We start from the raw sequence: 18,577 nt of genomic DNA on the forward strand, positions 1-18,577 counted from the left end.
GCGCGGCTCGCTTCCTGAGAGAAAGGCCGCGTCATGTTCCATTTCGTCTCCGCGATTGGCTGGCTGTTCCTGCAGCCGCTCGGCCTTGCTGCGATCCTGATTGCGGTTTCGGTGGTCACCGCCTTTTTTGGCTGGCGCCGCCTGTCCATGACGGCAGGCGGCCTTTCTTTTATCGTTCTCTTTCTGTCGGCCTGGACGACGCTCGGCGCGCTTCTTCTCGGACCGCTCGAAGACCGCTTCCAGAAGCCCGACCCCGTGCCTGAGACGGTTCACGGCATCGTCGTTCTGGGCGGCGGGCTGGAAGGCTCCATCAACAGTGCGCGCGGCGGCCACGAACTGAATGCCAGTGGCGACCGTTTCGTTGAGACCGCCATCCTGGCGCGCCGCTTCCCGCAGGCGAAAATCCTGATTTCTGGCGGACAGGGAGCCGTTTTCCTGGCCGGTGAGGGCGACGCGGATACGGCGCCGCGTCTGCTGACGGCGCTTGGCGTCGATCCGGACCGCCTGATTCTGGAGAACCGCTCACGCGATACCTATGAGAATGCGCGCTTCTCCAGCGAGATGGTGCAACCGGCCGAAGGCGAGACATGGCTGCTCGTCACATCCGCGTTTCACATGCCGCGCGCGGTGGGCGTGTTCCGCAAGGCGGGGTTCCCTGTGACGCCGTGGCCGGTCGACTACAAGACCGCCGGCAATGAGAAGCCCGGCCTTGCCGAGGACAATGCGCTCGATTCCCTGCGCAATCTCACAGTGGGCATAAGGGAATGGCTGGGGCTCGCCGCCTACTGGTTCGCAGGCAGAACGGACGTGTTTTTGCCGGCCTCCGATACACGCACAGACTGAGTTTCGGACCGGCTTTCCCTGTCTGATGGTGCAGTGCAGCAATATTGTCCTTTTTTGGTCGCATGTATTGAAAATTCCTTTATGTGCGCAAGTGCCTGATTAGACACGGAAAGCCCCGTTTTCTGCGGATTTTTAACAGTTCAAATGCCGTCATTTTGCCGTTTTTGGACTTGCGGAAGCATGTGCTTAGGAGTATCTCCCGCCGTCACGGATCGGCGGTCGGGATCATCCCGGTCGGAGATCGGATAACAAACGGGATATGCATGGACGATAGCGTTGAGAGATCCTGCTGGGGCGTAACCGCCAAGGCAGTGATCGGGCTTGCGGGAATCATCTTTCTGGCATGGCTCTTGATTGGCGCCGAGACGGCAGCGGTCGTAGCAACGGCAGGCTGAACAACCAGCAAAACCGCACAACATCGGTTCACAGAAGTTGAAGGGCGCAGCGCAATCGCTGCGCCCTTTGCTTGTTCAGGGAAATCGCCTACATCTTTCCTGTCGCGTTCACGCCAGCCCGTGCCGCGCGATAGCCCGCCACGGCAACTGATCGCTGGAATGCTTCCAGCGGTGAAATCCCGGAGCCTTCGCCCATGTTTCTTTCCGTTTTCGACCTGTTCAAGATCGGCATCGGACCGTCGAGTTCGCACACAATGGGGCCGATGACGGCGGCAGAGCGCTTTCTGGCGGAGATTGCAGGCGATGACTGGCCGCGCCCGGCAGGCAGCGAAGTGGACCGTCTGTCGGTCAGCCTGCATGGTTCGCTTGCATTCACGGGCATCGGGCACGGCACCGACCGCGCCGTGATCCTCGGTCTTGCGGGCTTCAACCCGCTGACGGTCGATCCGGATCGCATGGACGGGCAACTGGCCACCATCGCCGAGGAAAAGATGGTGCGGCCACAGGGCCATCCGGCCTATCGTTTCGATCCGCAAAGCGATCTTGTGCTCGACAAGAAGCAGCCGCTTCCCGGTCACGCCAATGGCATGGCCTTCAACGCCTATGATGCAGACGACCGCCTTCTTCTGCGGCGCATCTATTATTCGGTCGGTGGCGGCTTCGTAGTTTCCGAAGAGGAGCTTCAGACCCTCAAGGCCGAGAAGGCCGGGCCCGAGGGCAGCACTGTGCCATATCCGTTTGCCAACGGGCGCGAGATGCTGGCGATGGCGGCTGAGAGCGGGCTTTCCATTGCCGAGATGAAGCGCGCCAATGAGGAAGTGAAGATGGATCGCGCCGCGCTCGACGCGGGGCTCGACGAGATCTGGCAGGCGATGGATTCGTGCATCGAGCGCGGGCTTTCCCAGGACGGCATCATGCCCGGCGGGCTCAATGTGCGCCGCCGTGCGCGCCAGCTTCACGACCGGCTTGACGAGGACTGGCGCCAGAACCGGCCCAACCCGCTTGCCGCAAACGACTGGCTGGCGGTTTTCGCCATGGCGGTGAACGAGGAGAACGCCAGCGGTGGCCGTGTGGTCACCGCGCCGACCAATGGTGCGGCGGGCGTCGTGCCGGCAGTCATGCGTTACTGGCAGAAATTCCACGTGGATGCGGACAAGAACGGCATCCGCGACTTCCTGCTGACGGCGGCGGCCATTGGCGGCATCGTCAAGCACAATGCCTCGATCTCCGGCGCAGAGGTGGGCTGCCAGGGCGAGGTGGGCTCCGCTTCGGCGATGGCGGCGGCCGGGCTGGCAGCGGTTCTGGGCGGCACGCCGGAACAGGTTGAGAATGCGGCCGAGATCGCGCTGGAGCATCATCTGGGCATGACCTGCGATCCCGTGGCCGGGCTCGTTCAGGTGCCGTGCATCGAGCGCAATGCGCTGGGCTCGGTAAAGGCCGTGACGGCAGCATCGCTTGCGGTGAAGGGCGACGGAAAGCACTTCGTCTCGCTTGATGCCGCAGTCGAAACCATGCGCCAGACCGGCGTCGACATGAATGAACGCTACAAGGAGACCAGCCTTGGCGGTCTCGCGGTCAATGTGGTGGAGTGCTGAGCGACATTTCGCGCTGTGGAGAGCCGGCTATCGTGCTTGACCTTGGTGGAGCTGCGCCCGACATTTAGATCATGGCACTAAATCTCATAAAACTGTGCGTCGGCTGCGAAAGCGTCGAGCAATTGCAGGACTGGATCAGGCTGCGCACGCAGGAACAGCGGGCGCTGGGCGAACCGGCGGAGCAGTTTCACACGACCCGCATGGTGCCCAAGCGCGTTGAAGAGCTGACCGATGGCGGTTCGCTCTACTGGGTCATCAAGGGCACGGTGCAGTGCCGCCAGAAGCTCATCGACATCCGCCCGTTTCGCGATGCGGAAGGCGTGTCGCGCTGCCATCTGGTGCTGGAGCCGAAGCTTGTGCGCACGCAGTTTCAGCCGCGCCGCGCGTTTCAGGGCTGGCGCTATCTCGATCCCAAGGATGCGCCGGCTGATCTTGGCGCGGCCGGAGACGATGCGGAGATGCCGCCGGAACTGCGCCGCGAACTCACCGAACTCGGCTTGCTGTAAGCGCTGTTCTGGCGCAGGCTGCGGGATAGTCTTGCAACTGCTCTCAACGAGCCCATCTTTTTCATCATGAACGACAAGAAAACGCCTGCGCCGCGCCGCGTCGAATCGGACATCGCCAAAACCCGATCGTCATCGGGAGCGATTGATGCCTTCGTGCGCCATGCGCGCGCCGTCGCACCCGTGCGCGGCGGTGAGACCGGGAGTGGCCGGCTCATTCTGGCGCTTGATGCGACGATGAGCCGGCAGCCCACCTGGGATCTGGCCTGCAAGCTGCAGGCCGAGATGTTCGATGCGGTGGGCAAGGCCGGTTCGCTCAACGTCCAGCTCGTCTATTTTCGCGGGTTTGGCGAAAGCCGCGCCTCGCGCTTCGTGCGCGACACGGATGCGCTCAAGACGCTGATGACGAAGATCGACTGCCGTGGCGGCCACACGCAGATCGGCAAGGTGCTGTCGCATGCGCTGAAGGAGACCGGACGCGAGAAGGTCAACGCGCTCGTCTATATCGGGGATGCGATGGAAGAGAGCGTGGATGACCTTGCCGAGAAGGCGGGCAGGCTGGGGCTGGGCGGCGTGCCGGTGTTCGTCTTCCAGGAAGGGCATGACCCGACAGCCGAACGCGCCTTCCGCGAGATCGCGCGGCTTTCCAAAGGCGCATGGTTCCGGTTCGATGCGCGCGCGGCCGCAGAGCTTGGGAAGCTCCTTTCAGCGGTCGCCGTCTATGCGACGGGCGGGCTGAAAGCGCTGAGCGACCGCAACCGGCCCGAAGACCGCAGGATGCTGGAGCATCTGCGCGGCGGACAAGAGCGATGACCTATCCGTTTTTCTTCTTCGCGCTTGTCCTGCTCGTGCTTCTGGCGGGCATGGCATTCGTGAAGTCCAGCCCGCGCAGCATCGCAAACACGCTGCGGATCGCCGGCCCGGTGCTCATGGCGCTGGTCGGTGTGGTGATGCTCTTCATCGGAAGAGCGGGGCTGGGAGGAATGCTGCTCTCAGGCGCTGCCGCCTGGTATGGCTCTGGACGCCTCAGGATGGGGCAGAGCAAAACGCCTGGGCAAAGGTCCACCGTTCGTTCGGCAGCGCTCGAAATGGAGCTTGATCACGACACTGGCAAATTATCCGGTGTGGTGCTTGCCGGCCGGCATGAAGGACGCCGGCTCGGCGAGATGACGCAGGATGAACTGCTTGATCTGTACGCTGAACTTGCCAGCGACGAAGAGAGCCTGAGGCTCCTAGAAACCTACCTTGACGGAGAATTCCCCGCCTGGCGCGACAGCGCGGACACGCACGGAGACGCGGGGCAGGGACGTGCGGCGGGCACGGGCCCCATGACCAAGGAGGAGGCCTATGAGATCCTTGGTCTTGAACGCGGTGCGTCCGTTGCGCAGATCCGACAGGCTCACCGCCGCCTGATGCAGCGCCTGCATCCCGACATGGGAGGAACCTCTTCTCTTGCCGCCCGTATCAACGAGGCGCGCGACGTTCTGCTCTCCACTCACAACTGAACTCCCGGTGGGCAAGACACTTTCCTTGCTGTTCTTCAAACTGGTTCTCACTGCTGCACCGCGTAGCAGGAGATGCTCTTTTTCTTCAGAGACGCACAGGCGCCCCAGGCGTCGGATTTGCTGTTGAAGCCGACGAAGCGGGCGCGGTGATAGACGACGCCGCCCTTTTCGAAGGTCTCGGTGATCGGAACGGCGCGGGCGAGAACACTGCCGGCCTTCTGCTCCGTCTGGGCGAGAACCATGAGGGCCTCATCCTCGGTGGGAAGCGACGCAACCTGAATGACCCAGCCACCCATGGAGGCGGTCTCGGTTGCCGCGGCATTGGTGGAGGCCGTCGGCATCGGGTCGACGGCTGCGACGGCAACACGCGGACGCGGAACGGCAGCGTTCACCACGGCAGCTGCCTTGACGGGCGGCTCGGGCGCATAGGCGGTCAGGGTCTGCGGCTGCGCCTCGGGGCGATCGGTCGGAAGCGGAACATCGCTGCCGGGGATCATCGCGGCAAGTGCTGTGCGGGCGCCGCCGGGCGCCTTGGCGATCAGCATGCGGTCGCGACCGGTCGAACCCTTGTTCAGGTAGCGCTTGATGAGGTCGGCCATGTGCGCGTCACGGCTGCGGGAGGTGCGCCCGCCCATGACGACGGCAACGATGCTGCGGCCATTTGCCTGCACGGAGCTGGCGAGATTGAAGCCTGAAGCGCGCGTGTAGCCGGTCTTGATGCCGTCCACGCCCTTGACGCGACCGAGAAGCCGGTTGTGGTTGCCGTAACGGCGCTTCTTGTAGGTGAAGGAGCTGGTCTGGAAATAGCTGTAATACTGCGGGTAGTGCTCACGCAGTGCGATGCTGAGCTTCGCCATGTCGCGCGCGGTGGTCTTCTGCTTGCTGTTGGGCAGGCCATGCGCGTTCTTGAACGTGGTGCGGGACATGCCGAGCTGGCGGGCCTTGGCGGTCGTCATGGCCGCGAATTTCGCTTCCGAGCCACCGAGGAACTCGGCCACTGCCGTTGCCACATCGTTTGCCGAGCGGGTGACCAGCGCGCGGATCGCCTGGTCGACGGTCAGGCTGTCGCCGGGCTTGAGCGCGATGTTGGTGGGCGGCTCTGCTGCCGCGTTGCGTGAAACGGGAATGCGGGTGTTCTTGTTGATGCGACCGCTCTCCATGGCTTCGAAAAGCATGTAGGCGGTCATCATCTTGGTGAGCGAGGCCGGGTAACGCAGCGAGTCGGCATTGGACTCATAGAGGACCTTGCCGGTTTTGGCGTCCATCACGATGCCCGCATATTTGGAGTTGGCCGAAGCCTGCCCAATCACACCGAATACCATGAGACATGAAAGAAAAAGTGCGGTGAGAATCTTGCCCGGGAGCCGCACAAGATTCGCTCTACCCAACAACGCCTGACGCACAACAACACCTATTTGCACCTAGTTTCAGGCCGCGGGGCATCCCAACCCACAGGCCCATTTCCCGAAACTTTAGTGCGAGCGGCGTTACCAATCCGTTTATGGTGACCCAAACGTTGACGGAATTTCTTAACATTGAAGCGAAATTGAGCCATTCCGCAGGGGAATTGGGGGTAGAGAATCGTCTATCCGTTTGATGGCGTAGTTTTGAACGTAAAAGCCCCTGCGCCGTATTGTCAGGAACTGAGAAGGTCTTAAAATTGTCGGAAGGGTACCTACATGTCCTACGTAAGGGCTCGGCAAAGGGAATGGAATTTTTGAGCACCGGCAGCGAAGCCATGCAGCGTTACGATTGGCGATTGCAGGATGGTGAGGGCGATGGCGACGAATCCGATCGCGGAACGGCTGTCATCACGCGCACGAAGACCAAGACAAAGAAGCCGAGTCTGTATCGTGTTCTGTTGTTGAATGACGATTACACGCCGATGGAGTTCGTCATTCATGTGCTCGAGCGGTTCTTCAGGAAGGACCGCGAGGCTGCGACGCGAATTATGCTGCACGTACACAATCACGGTGTTGGTGAATGTGGCGTGTTCACGTTCGAAGTGGCCGAGACCAAGGTAACGCAGGTGATGGACTTCGCCAGACAGCACCAGCATCCACTTCAATGCGTGATGGAAAAGAAATGAGGTACTGAATGCCGGCTTTTTCCCAAGGCTTGGAGCGGGCTCTGCATCAGGCGCTCACATTTGCCAATGAGCGCCACCACGAATATGCGACGCTGGAGCATCTTCTCCTGGCGCTGATCGATGATGCCGATGCCGCCGCCGTCATGCGCGCATGCAATGTCGATCTCGATGCGCTCAAGGGGACCGTGGTCAAATATATCGACAGCGAGCTCGACAATCTCGTCACGGGCTATGACGAGGATTCCAAGCCCACCGCCGGATTCCAGCGGGTCATCCAGCGGGCGGTCATCCATGTGCAGTCTTCCGGTCGTGAAGAGGTGTCGGGCGCAAATGTGCTCGTGGCCATTTTCGCCGAGCGCGAGAGCCACGCCGCCTACTTCCTGCAGGAACAGCAGATGACGCGCTATGACGCCGTCAACTATATCAGCCATGGCATTGCCAAGCGGCCGGGCGGCTCTGAAGCGCGCACGCCGCGCGGGGCCGAGGACGATGATGCCGGCGCACCGGGCGCCGAGGCGGAAGAGGGCGCCAAAAAGAAACAGGCGCAGGACGCGCTGACCGCTTACTGCGTCAATCTGAACGACAAGGCGCGGGCCGGCCGCATCGATCCGCTGATCGGTCGCACGGCCGAGGTCAACCGCACCATCCAGGTCCTGTGCCGCCGTTCGAAGAACAATCCGCTCTATGTGGGCGATCCCGGCGTCGGCAAGACGGCGATTGCCGAGGGGCTTGCCAAGCGCATCGTCGAGGGCGATGTGCCGGATGTTCTGTCGGACGCCACCATCTTCGCGCTCGACATGGGCACGCTTCTGGCCGGCACGCGCTATCGTGGCGATTTCGAGGAACGCCTCAAGCAGGTCGTCAAGGAGCTTGAGGATTTCCCGGGCGCGGTTCTGTTCATCGACGAGATCCATACGGTTATCGGCGCGGGCGCAACGTCGGGCGGCGCGATGGATGCATCGAACCTCCTGAAGCCGGCCTTATCGTCCGGCTCGATCCGCTGCATCGGCTCGACCACCTACAAGGAGTTTCGACAGTTCTTCGAGAAGGACCGTGCGCTGGTGCGCCGCTTCCAGAAGATCGACGTCGCCGAACCCTCCGTTGAGGACGCTGTCGAGATCATGAAGGGGCTGAAGCCTTACTTCGAGGACTTCCACAAGGTTCGCTACACGAACGAGGCGGTGAAGGCCGCGGTGGAACTGTCGGCGCGCTACATCAACGACCGCAAGCTGCCGGACAAGGCCATCGACGTTCTGGACGAGACCGGCGCATCGCAGAAACTTCTGCCGGAATCGAAGCGTCGCAAGACGATCAACGTCAAGGAAATCGAAGCGACCATCGCCACCATGGCCCGTATTCCGCCGAAGACCGTTTCGGCCGATGACGAGAAGGTGCTGGCGACGCTCGAGGACGAGCTGAAGCGCGTTGTTTACGGTCAGGATGCCGCGATCACGGCGCTGTCGTCGGCGATCAAGCTGGCGCGGGCCGGTCTGCGCGAGCCTGAAAAGCCGATTGGCTCCTACCTGTTCTCCGGCCCCACGGGCGTCGGCAAGACGGAAGTCGCCAAGCAGCTCGCCGCGTCGCTGGGTGTCGAACTCCTGCGTTTCGACATGTCGGAGTATATGGAGCGCCACACCGTGTCGCGCCTGATCGGCGCGCCGCCCGGCTATGTGGGCTTCGACCAGGGTGGCCTTCTGACCGATGGTGTCGATCAGCATCCGCATTGCGTGCTGTTACTCGACGAGATCGAGAAGGCGCATCCGGATCTGTTCAACATCCTGTTGCAGGTCATGGATCACGGCAAGCTGACGGACCATAACGGCAAGAGCATCGACTTCCGCAATGTCATCCTCATCATGACGACCAATGCGGGTGCGGCCGATCTCGCCAAGCCGGCCATCGGTTTCGGATCGACGAAGCGCGACAGCGACGACATGGAAGCGATCAACCGGCTGTTCACGCCGGAGTTCCGCAACCGTCTCGACGCGGTCATCCCGTTCGGCTCGCTGCCGGTTCCGGTCATTCACCAGGTGGTGCAGAAATTCGTCATGCAGCTGGAGGCGCAGCTCGCCGAGCGTCGCGTCACCTTCGACCTGTCGGATGACGCCATCGCCTGGCTGGCGGACAAGGGCTATGACGAGCGCATGGGCGCACGGCCGCTTGGCCGCGTGATCCAGGAGCACATCAAGAAGCCGCTGGCTGATGAAGTGCTGTTCGGCAAGCTCAAGAAGGGCGGCACGGTGCGTGTCAGCGTCGAGAAGGACGAGGCGGGCAAGAGCCACCTCAAACTCGACGCGCTTCCCGATGATGCACCGATCAAGCCGCGCGACGAGGTGCCCGAGAAGAAGGCGAAGCCGGCGGCCAAACGGACCCGCAAGCCCAAAGCGGCAGCGGCCAAGCCCAAGGCGCAGAAGCCCAAGGAACCGCCAAAGCGCAGCCTTGTGCCGCAATTGCCGCGCAAGGACTGACAGGCAGGCCCGGTACTGACAGGCAAGTCCGGTCTCGGAACTGGTCCAATTTCGAAGGCGTGGGTGCCCCAAGCACTCACGCCTTCGTTGTATCGCAGGCCTGCATGCGCTGTGCTAAATCATTTGACCGATGAGCGAGAACACGGAAGTCGAATCGGACAGTCAGGAAAAGCACGTCACCTGGTATCTGCGGGGCGTGCGCCGCTGTTTCTCCATTCCGGGTCTGGTGCTGGTCAGCGCCTTTATCGGTTTCGCCGGTCTGGCGCGCGAGGCCGGGCTTTCGCTTCCCCAAACCGTTTTCATGACAGGGGCTGTCTGGGCCCTGCCGGCGCAGGTGGTGCTGATTGGCGCCGTACTGGCGGGCAACAGCCTGTTTGCGGCGGCTTTCGCCGTGGCGCTGTCATCGGTCCGTCTTGCGCCCATGGTGGTGGCCATCACGCCTGAAATGCGCACGGAGAAGACCCGGCCCTGGGTGCTCTATTGCCTTTCGCATTTCGTTGCCGTGACCTCATGGGTGCTGGCGATGGAGAGCTTCAAGAACGTTCCGCGCGCAATGCGCACGGCCTATTACACCGGCATCGGCTCGACGCTTGTTCTGGTGAATATGGGCGTGGTGGCGACCGTCTTTCTTCTGGCCGAACGTCTGCCGCCGCAACTGACGGCCGCGCTCTTCTTCCTGACACCGCTCTACTTCCTGACATCGCTCTGGGGTTCTGCGCGGGAGCGGGCAGGGCATGTCGCGATGGTGCTCGGCCTCGCCGTAGGCCCGGTCTTTCACATTCTCCTGCCCGGTTTTGACCTTTTGGCAGCCGGGGTTATCGGTGGCTCGGTGGCCTATTTCTGGCACCGCGCGCGCGTCAGGCGGGAGACTGTCGGATGAGTTTCGACGCCTTTGATGCCTGGTGGTGGCCTTATCTCTTCATCCTGCTTGCAGGCTGGCTCGCCACCGATTCCTGGCGCTATCTCGGTGTCTATCTTGGCGGCAAGCTTTCGGAAGGTTCGGACATTCTGGTGTTCGTGCGCTGTGTGGCGACGGCGCTGGTCGCCGCCGTCATCGCCAATCTGATTGTCTTTCCCAGCGGCGCTCTGGCCGATGCACCGCTCACCCTGCGGGTCGGCGCATCCATAGCCGGCTTCTCCGCCTATCTTCTCTCCCGCAAGCAGATCCTCGTCGGCATCGTGGTTGCAGAGATCATCCTGCTCACAGGTCTCTACCTTCTTGGGTAGAGACCGTGTTCAGTAAAGCACTCTCACCCTTTGGGGGGAGAGTTGGCTTTAAAGCGCTGCGCGGATCTTTTCCGCCTGCTCTGCGAGAACAGCCTGATCCGCCATCTCGCCCGTGTGGGGACGCAGGGCGACGCCATCAAAACGCGGGATGATGTGGACGTGAAGGTGAAACACCACCTGACCGCCGGCTTCCTCGTTGAACTGCTGGACCGTCACGCCATCCGCCCCAAAGGCGGCCTTCGCGGCGCGGGCCAGTTTCTGCACCGTGCGCATGACGGCGGCGAGCGAATCGTGCTCGACATCGAGAATGTTGCGCGACGGCTTCTTCGGGATCACCAGGCAGTGGCCGTCGCCGCGCGGCATGATGTCCATGAAGGCAAAGGTTTCGTCGTCTTCGTAGAGCTTGTGCGAGGGCAGTTCGCCGCGCAAAATCTTGGCGAAAACATTGTCGTTGTCATAGGCGGCGCTGCTCATGGAAACCTCTCGTCTGGGCAATTGCGGCCGCATTTTTCTGCGCTAATGTCGCGCCCGTCAACTCCCGGGAGCGGGCGATTCGCCGCGCTTTTCGAAAAGGTGCCGTCCGTGACCTATCTCTTTCTGCTCGTGGCCATTCTGTTCGAAGTCGTGGCCACCACTGCACTCAAGCAGACCGAGGGGTTCACGCGTCTTGTGCCGTCGCTGATCACGCTGATCGGCTATGCGGTGGCCTTCTTCTTCCTGTCGCTGACGCTGCGCACCATGTCGGTGGGCATTGTCTATGCGCTGTGGTCAGGGGCGGGCATCGTCTTCATCACCGCCATTGGCTGGCTGTGGTTTCAGCAGTCGCTCGATACGCCGGCGCTCATCGGCGTCGCGTTGATCATCGCCGGCGTGCTGGTCATCAACCTGTTTTCAAAATCCGTGATGCACTGAAGCGTCAACCCTTGCGGAAGGGCGTGTGGGTTTCGAGCACGCGGTTGATCTCGGCCACGTCGCGCCGCTCCAGTTCGAGATACTGCGCCACTGCGCGCCGGAGACCCGGATGCGGAATGTAGTGCGCCGAGCGCGTCGTGACCGGTTCATAACCGCGCGCCAGCTTGTGCTGCCCTTGCGCGCCGGCCTCGACCGTCGACAGGCCGCGCGCGATGGCGAATTCGATGGCCTGATGGTAGCAGACCTCGAAATGCAGGAACGGGTGATGCTCGATACAGCCCCAGTTGCGGCCGAACAGCGTGTCGGAACCGATAAAGTTGATCGCGCCGGCGATGTAGCGGCCTTCGCGGCGCGCCATCACCAGAAGAATGTCGTCGGCCATGCGTTCGCCGATCAGCGAAAAGAAGCGCCGGTTGAGATAGGGCCGCCCCCATTTGCGGCTGCCGGTGTCCAGATAGAAGGCGAAGAAATCGTCCCAGACGGCTTCGGTGAGCCCGGCTCCCGTCAGCCATTCGATCTCGATGCCGTTTTCAAGCGCCGTGCGGCGTTCCTTCTTCAGCGCCTTTCGCTTGCGTGAGGCAAGCGTGACCAGAAAATCGTCATAGTTTTCATAGCCGCGGTTGAAGAAGTGGAACTGCTGGTCGGTGCGCAGAAGAAAGCCCACATCATCCAGTGCCGCGATGTCCTCATCACGGGCAAAGGTGACATGGACAGACGAAACGCCAAGCCTGTCGGTCAGCGTCTTCAATCCTTCCGCCAGCGCATGGCGCACCGCGTCGGGCGCTATGCCATCGCGGACCAGAAGGCGCGGACCCGTTGCCGGGGTGAACGGCACCGAAACCTGCAGTTTGGGGTAATAATGTCCGCCGGCGCGCTCGAAGGCATCGGCCCAGCCATGGTCGAACACATATTCGCCCTGGCTGTGGGATTTCAGGTAACAGGGGACTGCGCCGAGCAGTACGCCATCTTCCGAGCGCAGGAAAAGATGCTGGCCAAGCCAGCCGCTTTCGCGCACCGCACAGCCGCTTTCTTCAAGACTTGAAAGGAAAGCGTGGGAAACAAAGGGATTGTAGGGCGCGCCCGCTGCCTGCGGGCCAGCGCCGACAAGCGCTTCCCAGTCGGATGCCGGCATGTCGGCGAAGGAGGGTGAAACCGTCAGCGTTACATCGCCTGACATGGCGGCACTCGTTTGGGCTGATGACATACCAGATAAGTAAGCGCGTGAGGCAGGGCGCTTCAAGGGGCAATGCCCCTTGAGGGCATGTGGATGGAGCAGCGGCATTGCCCAAAAGGCGGAAACTCCCTTCGGGTCCGGTGCTTCAGGGCGTGAAACCCTCAAACGTCATCTGGTCGGCATGCCGGAAGGTGCGGTCAACGGCTTCCTGATCCTGCACCGTCCAGGTAATGACGGGCAGCGAAAGGCGCTCGCGCACAAAACTGACGAACGGGTTCGGCAGTTCCTTCACCGCATAGGACACGAAGGACAGATCGTGCGCCAGCATGGAGAAATGCGCCTCCATGGCTTCGGGCGAAAGCCCTTCGGCCGTCAGTCCGCGCGGAATGTCCGGCGCGAATTTGGCCAATTGCCGGACAAGACGGTGCGAGAACGACATCAGCACCACTTTTCCGGAATAGTCCTGAAGCGTCTCCACGACTATCCCGACAAGCGCGTCGTCATGCCCTTCCGAGCCCTTGAGCTCGATCACCAGCGGCACCTGGCCGGCGACCAGATCGAGCATTTCGCGAAGCGTCGGAGCGCAGTCCGACGTGCCGCCGATGGGCATTGCGCCCATTTCGGCGGCCGTTTTCTCTGCAATGGTGCCTTCCTGACCGGTGAGACGGCGCAGCGCGTGATCGTGAAAGACCATCGGAACGCCATCGGAGGAAAGATGGAGATCGCACTCGATGGAGAAGCCGCCATCGATGGCCGCCTGAAACGCGGGGAGGGTGTTCTCCCAGCGCACATTGTTCATGTCGTGCAGACCGCGATGGGCAATCGGCCGCTCGGTCAGCCAGGAAAGCGTACTCATTATTCAGCGACCTCGATGACGGCGTCGATCTCGACGGGCGCATTCATCGGCAGGGAGGCCATGCCGACGGCTGCGCGGGCGTGACGGCCACGGTCGCCCAGAGCGGCGACGAGGAAATCCGATGCGCCATTGGCGACGAGATGCTGGTCGGTGAAGTCGGGCGTGGAAGCCACGAAGACGGAAATGCGCACAACGCGCTTGATGCGCTCCAGATCGCCGAGCGCGGCGCGCGCCTGGGCGAGAATGTTGACGGTGCACCATTTGGCGGCAAGCTTGCCGGCCTCAACGCCGAGCTCGCGGCCCAGAAGGCCCATCGCCATCAGCTTGCCGTCCTTTACGGGCAGCTGGCCGGAGGTCATCAGCAGGGAGCCGGTCTGGACGTAAGGCACATAGTTCGCCACGGGGGCTGCCGCCTCGGGCAGTTCCACACCCAGCTCCAACAGTCTTTTCTCGATCTCGCTTGCCATGATTGTCTCCCGGCATTTTTTGAATTCAAACAGAGCGGGCTCCGCACTGTCGGCAGATCTAAACGTCACTCGTGACAGTTACGCAATCGAATCCGCCGTTGATGGGGAAAGCGCCGCAAGGCGAGAGGTTGCATATTTGCCTCGCTTCCGCCACGACTCTTGTCCAAACGATAACGCTCCAGGCGGTCAATCCACTCTCCGACCGCGACAATGCCGAATACCGGGAGGTCGTACATGCGCGCATCGCGCTTATTTGCCTTGGCACTCACCGCCGTTTCGAGCGCCGCGATCAGTGCAGCGGCGGCCGAGCCCAACCTGCTCCCCCATCGGGCGGTCTATGATCTCTCGCTGGAACAGGCGAGCGACCGCTCGGGCATCAACGGCATATCGGGGCGTATGGTCTATGAGTTCGCCGGCTCGGCCTGCGAGGGCTACACGACGACGTTCCGCTTCGTCATGCGGCTCGAGACGGATGAGGCATCGCGGCTTTCCGATCAGCAGACCACCACCTATGAGGATGGAAAGGGCGAGGTCTTCCAGTTCGTCAACAAGATGTATCTGGACAACATGCTCGACCGCGAGGTGAAGGGCGTCGCCCGGCTGGAAGGCGATGAAACCCTGGTCGAACTGTCAAAGCCAGAGCGGCGCAGCGAAACGCTGGAGGCGACGCAGTTCCCGGTTCAGCACATGATTGAAGTGCTGGAGAAGGCGGCTGCCGGCGGCGGCTTTTATCAGACGACACTCTATGACAGTTCCGAAGATGCCGACCGGGTCATGATGACGTCGGTCACCATCGGCCAGCCAAAGCCGATGGAGGAGGGCGATGCCGAGAAGGACGCGGCAGCGCCGCTCGACAACCAGTCCTACTGGCCCGTGAGCATCGCCTATTTCGACCCCGGCAATGAGCGGGGCGAGACGCTGCCCGACTACGATATCGGTTTCCTGCTGCATGAAAGCGGCGTCACGCGCAGCCTCGACATGAACTATGGCGAGTTTTCGATTCGCGGTCAGCTTGTCGACCTCACCCTGTTCGATACGGCCGAAGAAGAGGCAGACTGCGCTCAATAGGCGCTTTTGCCGGCCTAACGCTTGCATTGTGCGCGATTAGTTCGTATATGCGCGCGCATTCCACACACGGATCTTGGTTCCGGTCGGGAGAAATCCGGTCGGCGCCCCCGGTGGCGGTTTCCGCCTGACGGTCCGTGGAGGTTCAACCGGAAAGGAAAAAGAATGGCACTGCCCGATATCAGCATGCGCCAGCTTCTCGAAGCTGGTGTTCACTTTGGTCACCAGACCCACCGCTGGAACCCGAAGATGTCCAACTACATCTTTGGCGCCCGCAACAACGTTCACATCATCGACCTCAGCCAGACCGTGCCGCTGATGCACCAGGCGCTGAAGGCCGTGTCCGACACGGTGGCCAAGGGCGGCCGCATCCTGTTCGTCGGCACCAAGCGCCAGGCTTCCGAGATCGTTGCCGACTCGGCCAAGCGCTCGGCTCAGTACTATGTGAACGCACGCTGGCTCGGCGGCATGCTGACCAACTGGAAAACGATCTCTCATTCCATCCAGCGTCTGCGCAAGCTCGACGAGCTGCTCGCTTCGGAAGCACAGGGCTTCACCAAGAAGGAGCGCCTGAACCTTGAGCGCGAGCGCGAGAAACTCGACCGCGCGCTGGGCGGCATTCGCGACATGGGTTCCACGCCGGACCTGATGTTCGTGATCGACACCAACAAGGAAGCGATTGCCGTTCAGGAAGCCAAGCGCCTTGGCATTCCGGTTGTCGCAATCGTCGACTCCAACTGTGATCCGGACGTTGTCGACTACCCGATCCCGGGCAATGACGATGCCGCACGCGCACTCGCACTTTACTGCGACCTCATCGCGAAGGCCGCAATCGACGGCATCGAGCGTCAGCAGGGTGCACTCGGCTTCGACATTGGCGAAGCGGTCGATGCGCCGGAAGAGGCTGCATTGAACGATGCCGCCGAGGGCGAAAACAAGGACGCCTAACAAGCGCCGTTCCGAAAATGTGGGGCTTATGGCCCCGCGACGGCCGCGCGGCAGACGACCAGCTACGCGGCCGTTTTTGTTAGAATATTGATGAAGAGGCGACGATGAGCATTACAGCTGCACAGGTCAAGGAACTGCGCGAGAAAAGCGGCGCAGGCATGATGGACTGCAAGACGGCCCTGAAGGAAAACGACGGTGACATGGAAGCAGCCATGGACTGGCTGCGCAAGAAGGGCATCGCCAAGGCTGACAAGAAGGCCGGCCGTACGGCTGCTGAAGGTCTGGTCGGCGTTGCAGGCGACGCAAACAGCGCCGTTGTCGTCGAAGTGAACTCCGAGACCGACTTCGTTGCGCGCAACGACGCGTTCCAGTCGCTCGTCAGCAACATCGCAACCGTTGCACTGGGCACCGATGGCTCCATCGAGGCCGTTGCTGCTGCGACCTACCCGGAAACCGGCAAGTCGGTTGAAGACACCGTCAAGGACGCGATCGGCACGATCGGCGAGAACATGTCGCTGCGTCGTTCGGCGAAGCTTTCCGTCGAGAACGGTGCGGTTGCCAGCTACATCCACAACGCCGTGACCGACGGTCTTGGCAAGCTTGGCGTTCTGGTCGCCATCGAGACCACCGGCAATGCGGAAGCTGCCCGTGCATTCGGCCGTCAGGTCGCCATGCATGTTGCCGCGACCAACCCGCTGGCTCTGACCGAGGCCGATGTCGACCCGGTTGCCGCAGCGCGCGAGAAGGACATCTTCTCCGACCAGGCACGCCAGTCCGGCAAGCCCGAGAACATCATCGAGAAGATGGTCGAAGGCCGCATGCGCAAGTTCTACGAGGAGGTTGTCCTCCTGAAGCAGGCTTTCGTCATGAACCCGGATCTCTCGGTCGAGAAGGCGCTTGCCGAAGCCGAGAAGGAAATCGGCGCACCGGCGAAAATCGTCAGCTTCGTCCGCTTCGCTCTTGGCGAAGGCATCGAGCGCGAAGAGAGCGATTTCGCAGCCGAGGTTGCGGCAGCCGCCAAGTCGTAAGACTGGTTGTATAACTGCTTGATGATAAAGGGCGCCGCGTGACAACGCGGCGCCCTTCGTGTAACGCAGGGGCAAATTTGGAGACTATGAAGATGAGCGAAGCACGCTACCGGCGCGTTGTCCTTAAGGCATCCGGCGAAGCTTTGATGGGCGAGCAGGGATTCGGTATCGATGTTTCGGTGGTCGACCGGATTGCCCGCGATATCGTCGAGGCGCGCAAGATCGGCGTCGAGGTTGGCGTTGTCATCGGCGGCGGCAACATCTTCCGCGGTGTGGCCGTTGCCTCGAAGGGCGGCGACCGTGTGACGGGCGACCATATGGGCATGCTCGCCACGGTCATCAATTCGCTCGCCCTGCGCACCTCGCTCGTCAAGATGGGCGTTGATGCGGTGGTCATGTCGGCCATTGCGATGCCGGAGCTGTGCGAAAGCTTCTCCCAGCGTCAGGCGATGAGTTACATGGACGCAGGCAAGGTGGTCATCTTCGCCGGTGGCACGGGCAACCCGTTCTTCACGACCGACTCGGCCGCCGCTCTGAGGGCTGCGGAAATCGGCGCGGACGCGCTGTTCAAGGGCACGCAGGTGGATGGCGTCTATTCCGCCGACCCCCGCAAGGACCCGGACGCCACGCGCTTTGACACTCTCAGCCATGCACAAGTTATACGTGACGGGCTGGCGATTATGGATACCGCTGCGATTGCTCTTGCGCGCGAGAACCACATTCCGATAATCGTTTTCTCGATTCATGAAGAGGGCGGATTTAACGCCATCTTGAAAGGCGGCGGACATTGCACCATCGTGTCCGATGACGCCGATACCGAACAGCGTGCCGGTGCGTAAGGAGATTTAAGAATGGCCGACGGCGTTGATTTCAAAGATCTGAAGCGACGTATGGAAGGGGCAGTCAGTGCGTTTCAGCACGATCTTGCTTCGCTTCGTACGGGCCGTGCTTCTGCCAACCTTCTGGACCCGATCCAGGTGGAGGCTTATGGCACGCCCATGCCGATCAACCAGGTGGCCACGGTGTCCGTGCCCGAACCCCGCATGATCTCCGTGTCGGTGTGGGACCAGAGCATGGTCAATGCCGTGGACCGCGCGATCCGCGAATCGAATCTCGGGTTCAACCCGATCATGGACGGCTCGACCCTGCGCATTCCGCTGCCAGAGCTCAATGAAGAGCGGCGCAAGGAACTCGTGAAGATCGCCCATCAGTACGCCGAGGGCGCCAAGGTTGCCGCGCGCCACGTGCGCCGCGACGGCATGGAGCATCTCAAAAAGGCCGAAAAGGATGGCGACATAAGCCAGGACGAACTGCACACGCAGTCCGAACAGGTGCAGAAGATGACGGATGAGACCATCACCGTCATGGACAAGCTCCTGACCGAGAAAGAAGCCGAGATCATGCACGTCTAGGTCGCCCTGCGTCCATCGGGACGCATAGGGGACGATCCAGACCATCGATGGAGCATCGGAACAATCGAAAACCGGATTCCCGTTTCGGTC

General features: G+C 61.7%; 20 protein-coding genes. 15 read left to right on the forward strand and 5 right to left on the reverse strand.

Annotated features, from left to right (window positions below; all coding sequences use genetic code 11):
• Nucleotides 1–33: 33 nt before the first annotated feature.
• From NDI72_RS10980 to NDI72_RS11000, 5 genes are all read left to right on the forward strand, one after another.
• Complete coding sequence (locus tag NDI72_RS10980) at nucleotides 34–843, forward strand: YdcF family protein (protein WP_206993435.1); 810 nt, start codon at nucleotides 34–36, stop codon at nucleotides 841–843.
• A gap of 589 nt (nucleotides 844–1,432) precedes the next feature.
• On the forward strand, nucleotides 1,433–2,833 hold the full coding sequence (locus tag NDI72_RS10985) for an L-serine ammonia-lyase (RefSeq protein ID WP_206993434.1): 1,401 nt from the start codon (nucleotides 1,433–1,435) through the stop codon (nucleotides 2,831–2,833).
• 71 nt (nucleotides 2,834–2,904) lie between these two features.
• Nucleotides 2,905–3,339, forward strand: a complete 435-nt coding sequence (locus NDI72_RS10990; protein WP_113155125.1) for a DUF1489 family protein — start codon at nucleotides 2,905–2,907, stop codon at nucleotides 3,337–3,339.
• Nucleotides 3,340–3,405: 66 nt separating this feature from the next.
• On the forward strand, nucleotides 3,406–4,149 hold the full coding sequence (locus tag NDI72_RS10995) for a vWA domain-containing protein (protein WP_206552626.1): 744 nt from the start codon (nucleotides 3,406–3,408) through the stop codon (nucleotides 4,147–4,149).
• The gene (locus NDI72_RS11000) at nucleotides 4,146–4,841 is read left to right on the forward strand and encodes a DnaJ domain-containing protein (protein ID WP_283800482.1); all 696 of its coding nucleotides are present in this window, start codon (nucleotides 4,146–4,148) and stop codon (nucleotides 4,839–4,841) included. The genes NDI72_RS10995 and NDI72_RS11000 overlap by 4 nt, the downstream gene beginning before the upstream one ends.
• Nucleotides 4,842–4,888: 47 nt before the next feature.
• On the opposite strand, the gene NDI72_RS11005 is transcribed toward NDI72_RS11000, so the two are convergent.
• Complete coding sequence (locus NDI72_RS11005) at nucleotides 4,889–6,211, reverse strand: D-alanyl-D-alanine carboxypeptidase family protein (protein ID WP_206545507.1); 1,323 nt, start codon at nucleotides 6,209–6,211, stop codon at nucleotides 4,889–4,891.
• A gap of 368 nt (nucleotides 6,212–6,579) precedes the next feature.
• Here NDI72_RS11005 and clpS point away from each other — a divergent pair, with 368 nt between their 5' ends.
• The 4 genes from clpS (at nucleotide 6,580) to NDI72_RS11025 (ending at nucleotide 10,625) form a co-directional block, all read left to right on the forward strand.
• Nucleotides 6,580–6,930: an ATP-dependent Clp protease adapter ClpS gene (clpS, locus tag NDI72_RS11010; protein WP_113156290.1), complete on the forward strand. Its 351-nt coding sequence runs from the start codon at nucleotides 6,580–6,582 to the stop codon at nucleotides 6,928–6,930.
• 8 nt (nucleotides 6,931–6,938) lie between these two features.
• Entirely contained in the window at nucleotides 6,939–9,398 is a 2,460-nt protein-coding gene (gene clpA, locus NDI72_RS11015; protein WP_206993432.1) for an ATP-dependent Clp protease ATP-binding subunit ClpA, read from the forward strand.
• A gap of 130 nt (nucleotides 9,399–9,528) precedes the next feature.
• Nucleotides 9,529–10,278: an AzlC family ABC transporter permease gene (locus tag NDI72_RS11020; RefSeq protein WP_113155130.1), complete on the forward strand. Its 750-nt coding sequence runs from the start codon at nucleotides 9,529–9,531 to the stop codon at nucleotides 10,276–10,278.
• Entirely contained in the window at nucleotides 10,275–10,625 is a 351-nt protein-coding gene (locus NDI72_RS11025; protein ID WP_283800483.1) for an AzlD domain-containing protein, read from the forward strand. The genes NDI72_RS11020 and NDI72_RS11025 overlap by 4 nt, the downstream gene beginning before the upstream one ends.
• Nucleotides 10,626–10,673: 48 nt before the next feature.
• On the opposite strand, the gene NDI72_RS11030 is transcribed toward NDI72_RS11025, so the two are convergent.
• A complete protein-coding gene (locus NDI72_RS11030; protein ID WP_113155132.1) occupies nucleotides 10,674–11,099 on the reverse strand; it encodes an HIT family protein in 426 nt (141 codons plus the stop codon).
• 108 nt (nucleotides 11,100–11,207) lie between these two features.
• Between NDI72_RS11030 and NDI72_RS11035 the strand changes: the two genes are divergently transcribed.
• Nucleotides 11,208–11,537: a DMT family transporter gene (locus tag NDI72_RS11035; RefSeq protein ID WP_113156291.1), complete on the forward strand. Its 330-nt coding sequence runs from the start codon at nucleotides 11,208–11,210 to the stop codon at nucleotides 11,535–11,537.
• A 4-nt stretch (nucleotides 11,538–11,541) separates the two neighbouring features.
• Here the strand turns inward: NDI72_RS11035 and NDI72_RS11040 are convergent, their stop codons facing one another.
• From NDI72_RS11040 to NDI72_RS11050, 3 genes are all read right to left on the reverse strand, one after another.
• Nucleotides 11,542–12,669, reverse strand: a complete 1,128-nt coding sequence (locus NDI72_RS11040) for a GNAT family N-acetyltransferase (protein ID WP_502888393.1) — start codon at nucleotides 12,667–12,669, stop codon at nucleotides 11,542–11,544.
• A gap of 187 nt (nucleotides 12,670–12,856) precedes the next feature.
• Nucleotides 12,857–13,567, reverse strand: a complete 711-nt coding sequence (locus tag NDI72_RS11045; protein WP_283800485.1) for a glycerophosphodiester phosphodiesterase — start codon at nucleotides 13,565–13,567, stop codon at nucleotides 12,857–12,859.
• A complete protein-coding gene (locus NDI72_RS11050) occupies nucleotides 13,567–14,034 on the reverse strand; it encodes a RidA family protein (protein WP_113155135.1) in 468 nt (155 codons plus the stop codon). Before NDI72_RS11050 ends, NDI72_RS11045 begins: the two co-directional genes overlap by 1 nt.
• 234 nt (nucleotides 14,035–14,268) lie before the next feature.
• Here NDI72_RS11050 and NDI72_RS11055 point away from each other — a divergent pair, with 234 nt between their 5' ends.
• The 5 genes from NDI72_RS11055 (at nucleotide 14,269) to frr (ending at nucleotide 18,487) form a co-directional block, all read left to right on the forward strand.
• Entirely contained in the window at nucleotides 14,269–15,102 is an 834-nt protein-coding gene (locus tag NDI72_RS11055; RefSeq protein WP_283800486.1) for a cell envelope integrity EipB family protein, read from the forward strand.
• A 162-nt stretch (nucleotides 15,103–15,264) separates the two neighbouring features.
• Nucleotides 15,265–16,047, forward strand: coding sequence for a 30S ribosomal protein S2 (gene rpsB / locus NDI72_RS11060; RefSeq protein ID WP_113155137.1), 783 nt, complete (start codon nucleotides 15,265–15,267; stop codon nucleotides 16,045–16,047).
• Nucleotides 16,048–16,151: 104 nt separating this feature from the next.
• Nucleotides 16,152–17,075, forward strand: coding sequence for a translation elongation factor Ts (tsf, locus tag NDI72_RS11065; protein WP_206545350.1), 924 nt, complete (start codon nucleotides 16,152–16,154; stop codon nucleotides 17,073–17,075).
• 92 nt (nucleotides 17,076–17,167) lie between these two features.
• Nucleotides 17,168–17,914, forward strand: a complete 747-nt coding sequence (pyrH, locus tag NDI72_RS11070) for a UMP kinase (RefSeq protein ID WP_113156292.1) — start codon at nucleotides 17,168–17,170, stop codon at nucleotides 17,912–17,914.
• Between the two features lie 12 nt (nucleotides 17,915–17,926).
• A complete protein-coding gene (gene frr / locus NDI72_RS11075) occupies nucleotides 17,927–18,487 on the forward strand; it encodes a ribosome recycling factor (protein ID WP_113155139.1) in 561 nt (186 codons plus the stop codon).
• Nucleotides 18,488–18,577 lie beyond the last annotated feature (90 nt).

This window comes from Nitratireductor sp. GZWM139, from assembly GCF_030068685.1.
GTDB classification, from domain to species: Bacteria; Pseudomonadota; Alphaproteobacteria; order Rhizobiales; family Rhizobiaceae; genus Nitratireductor; species Nitratireductor aquimarinus.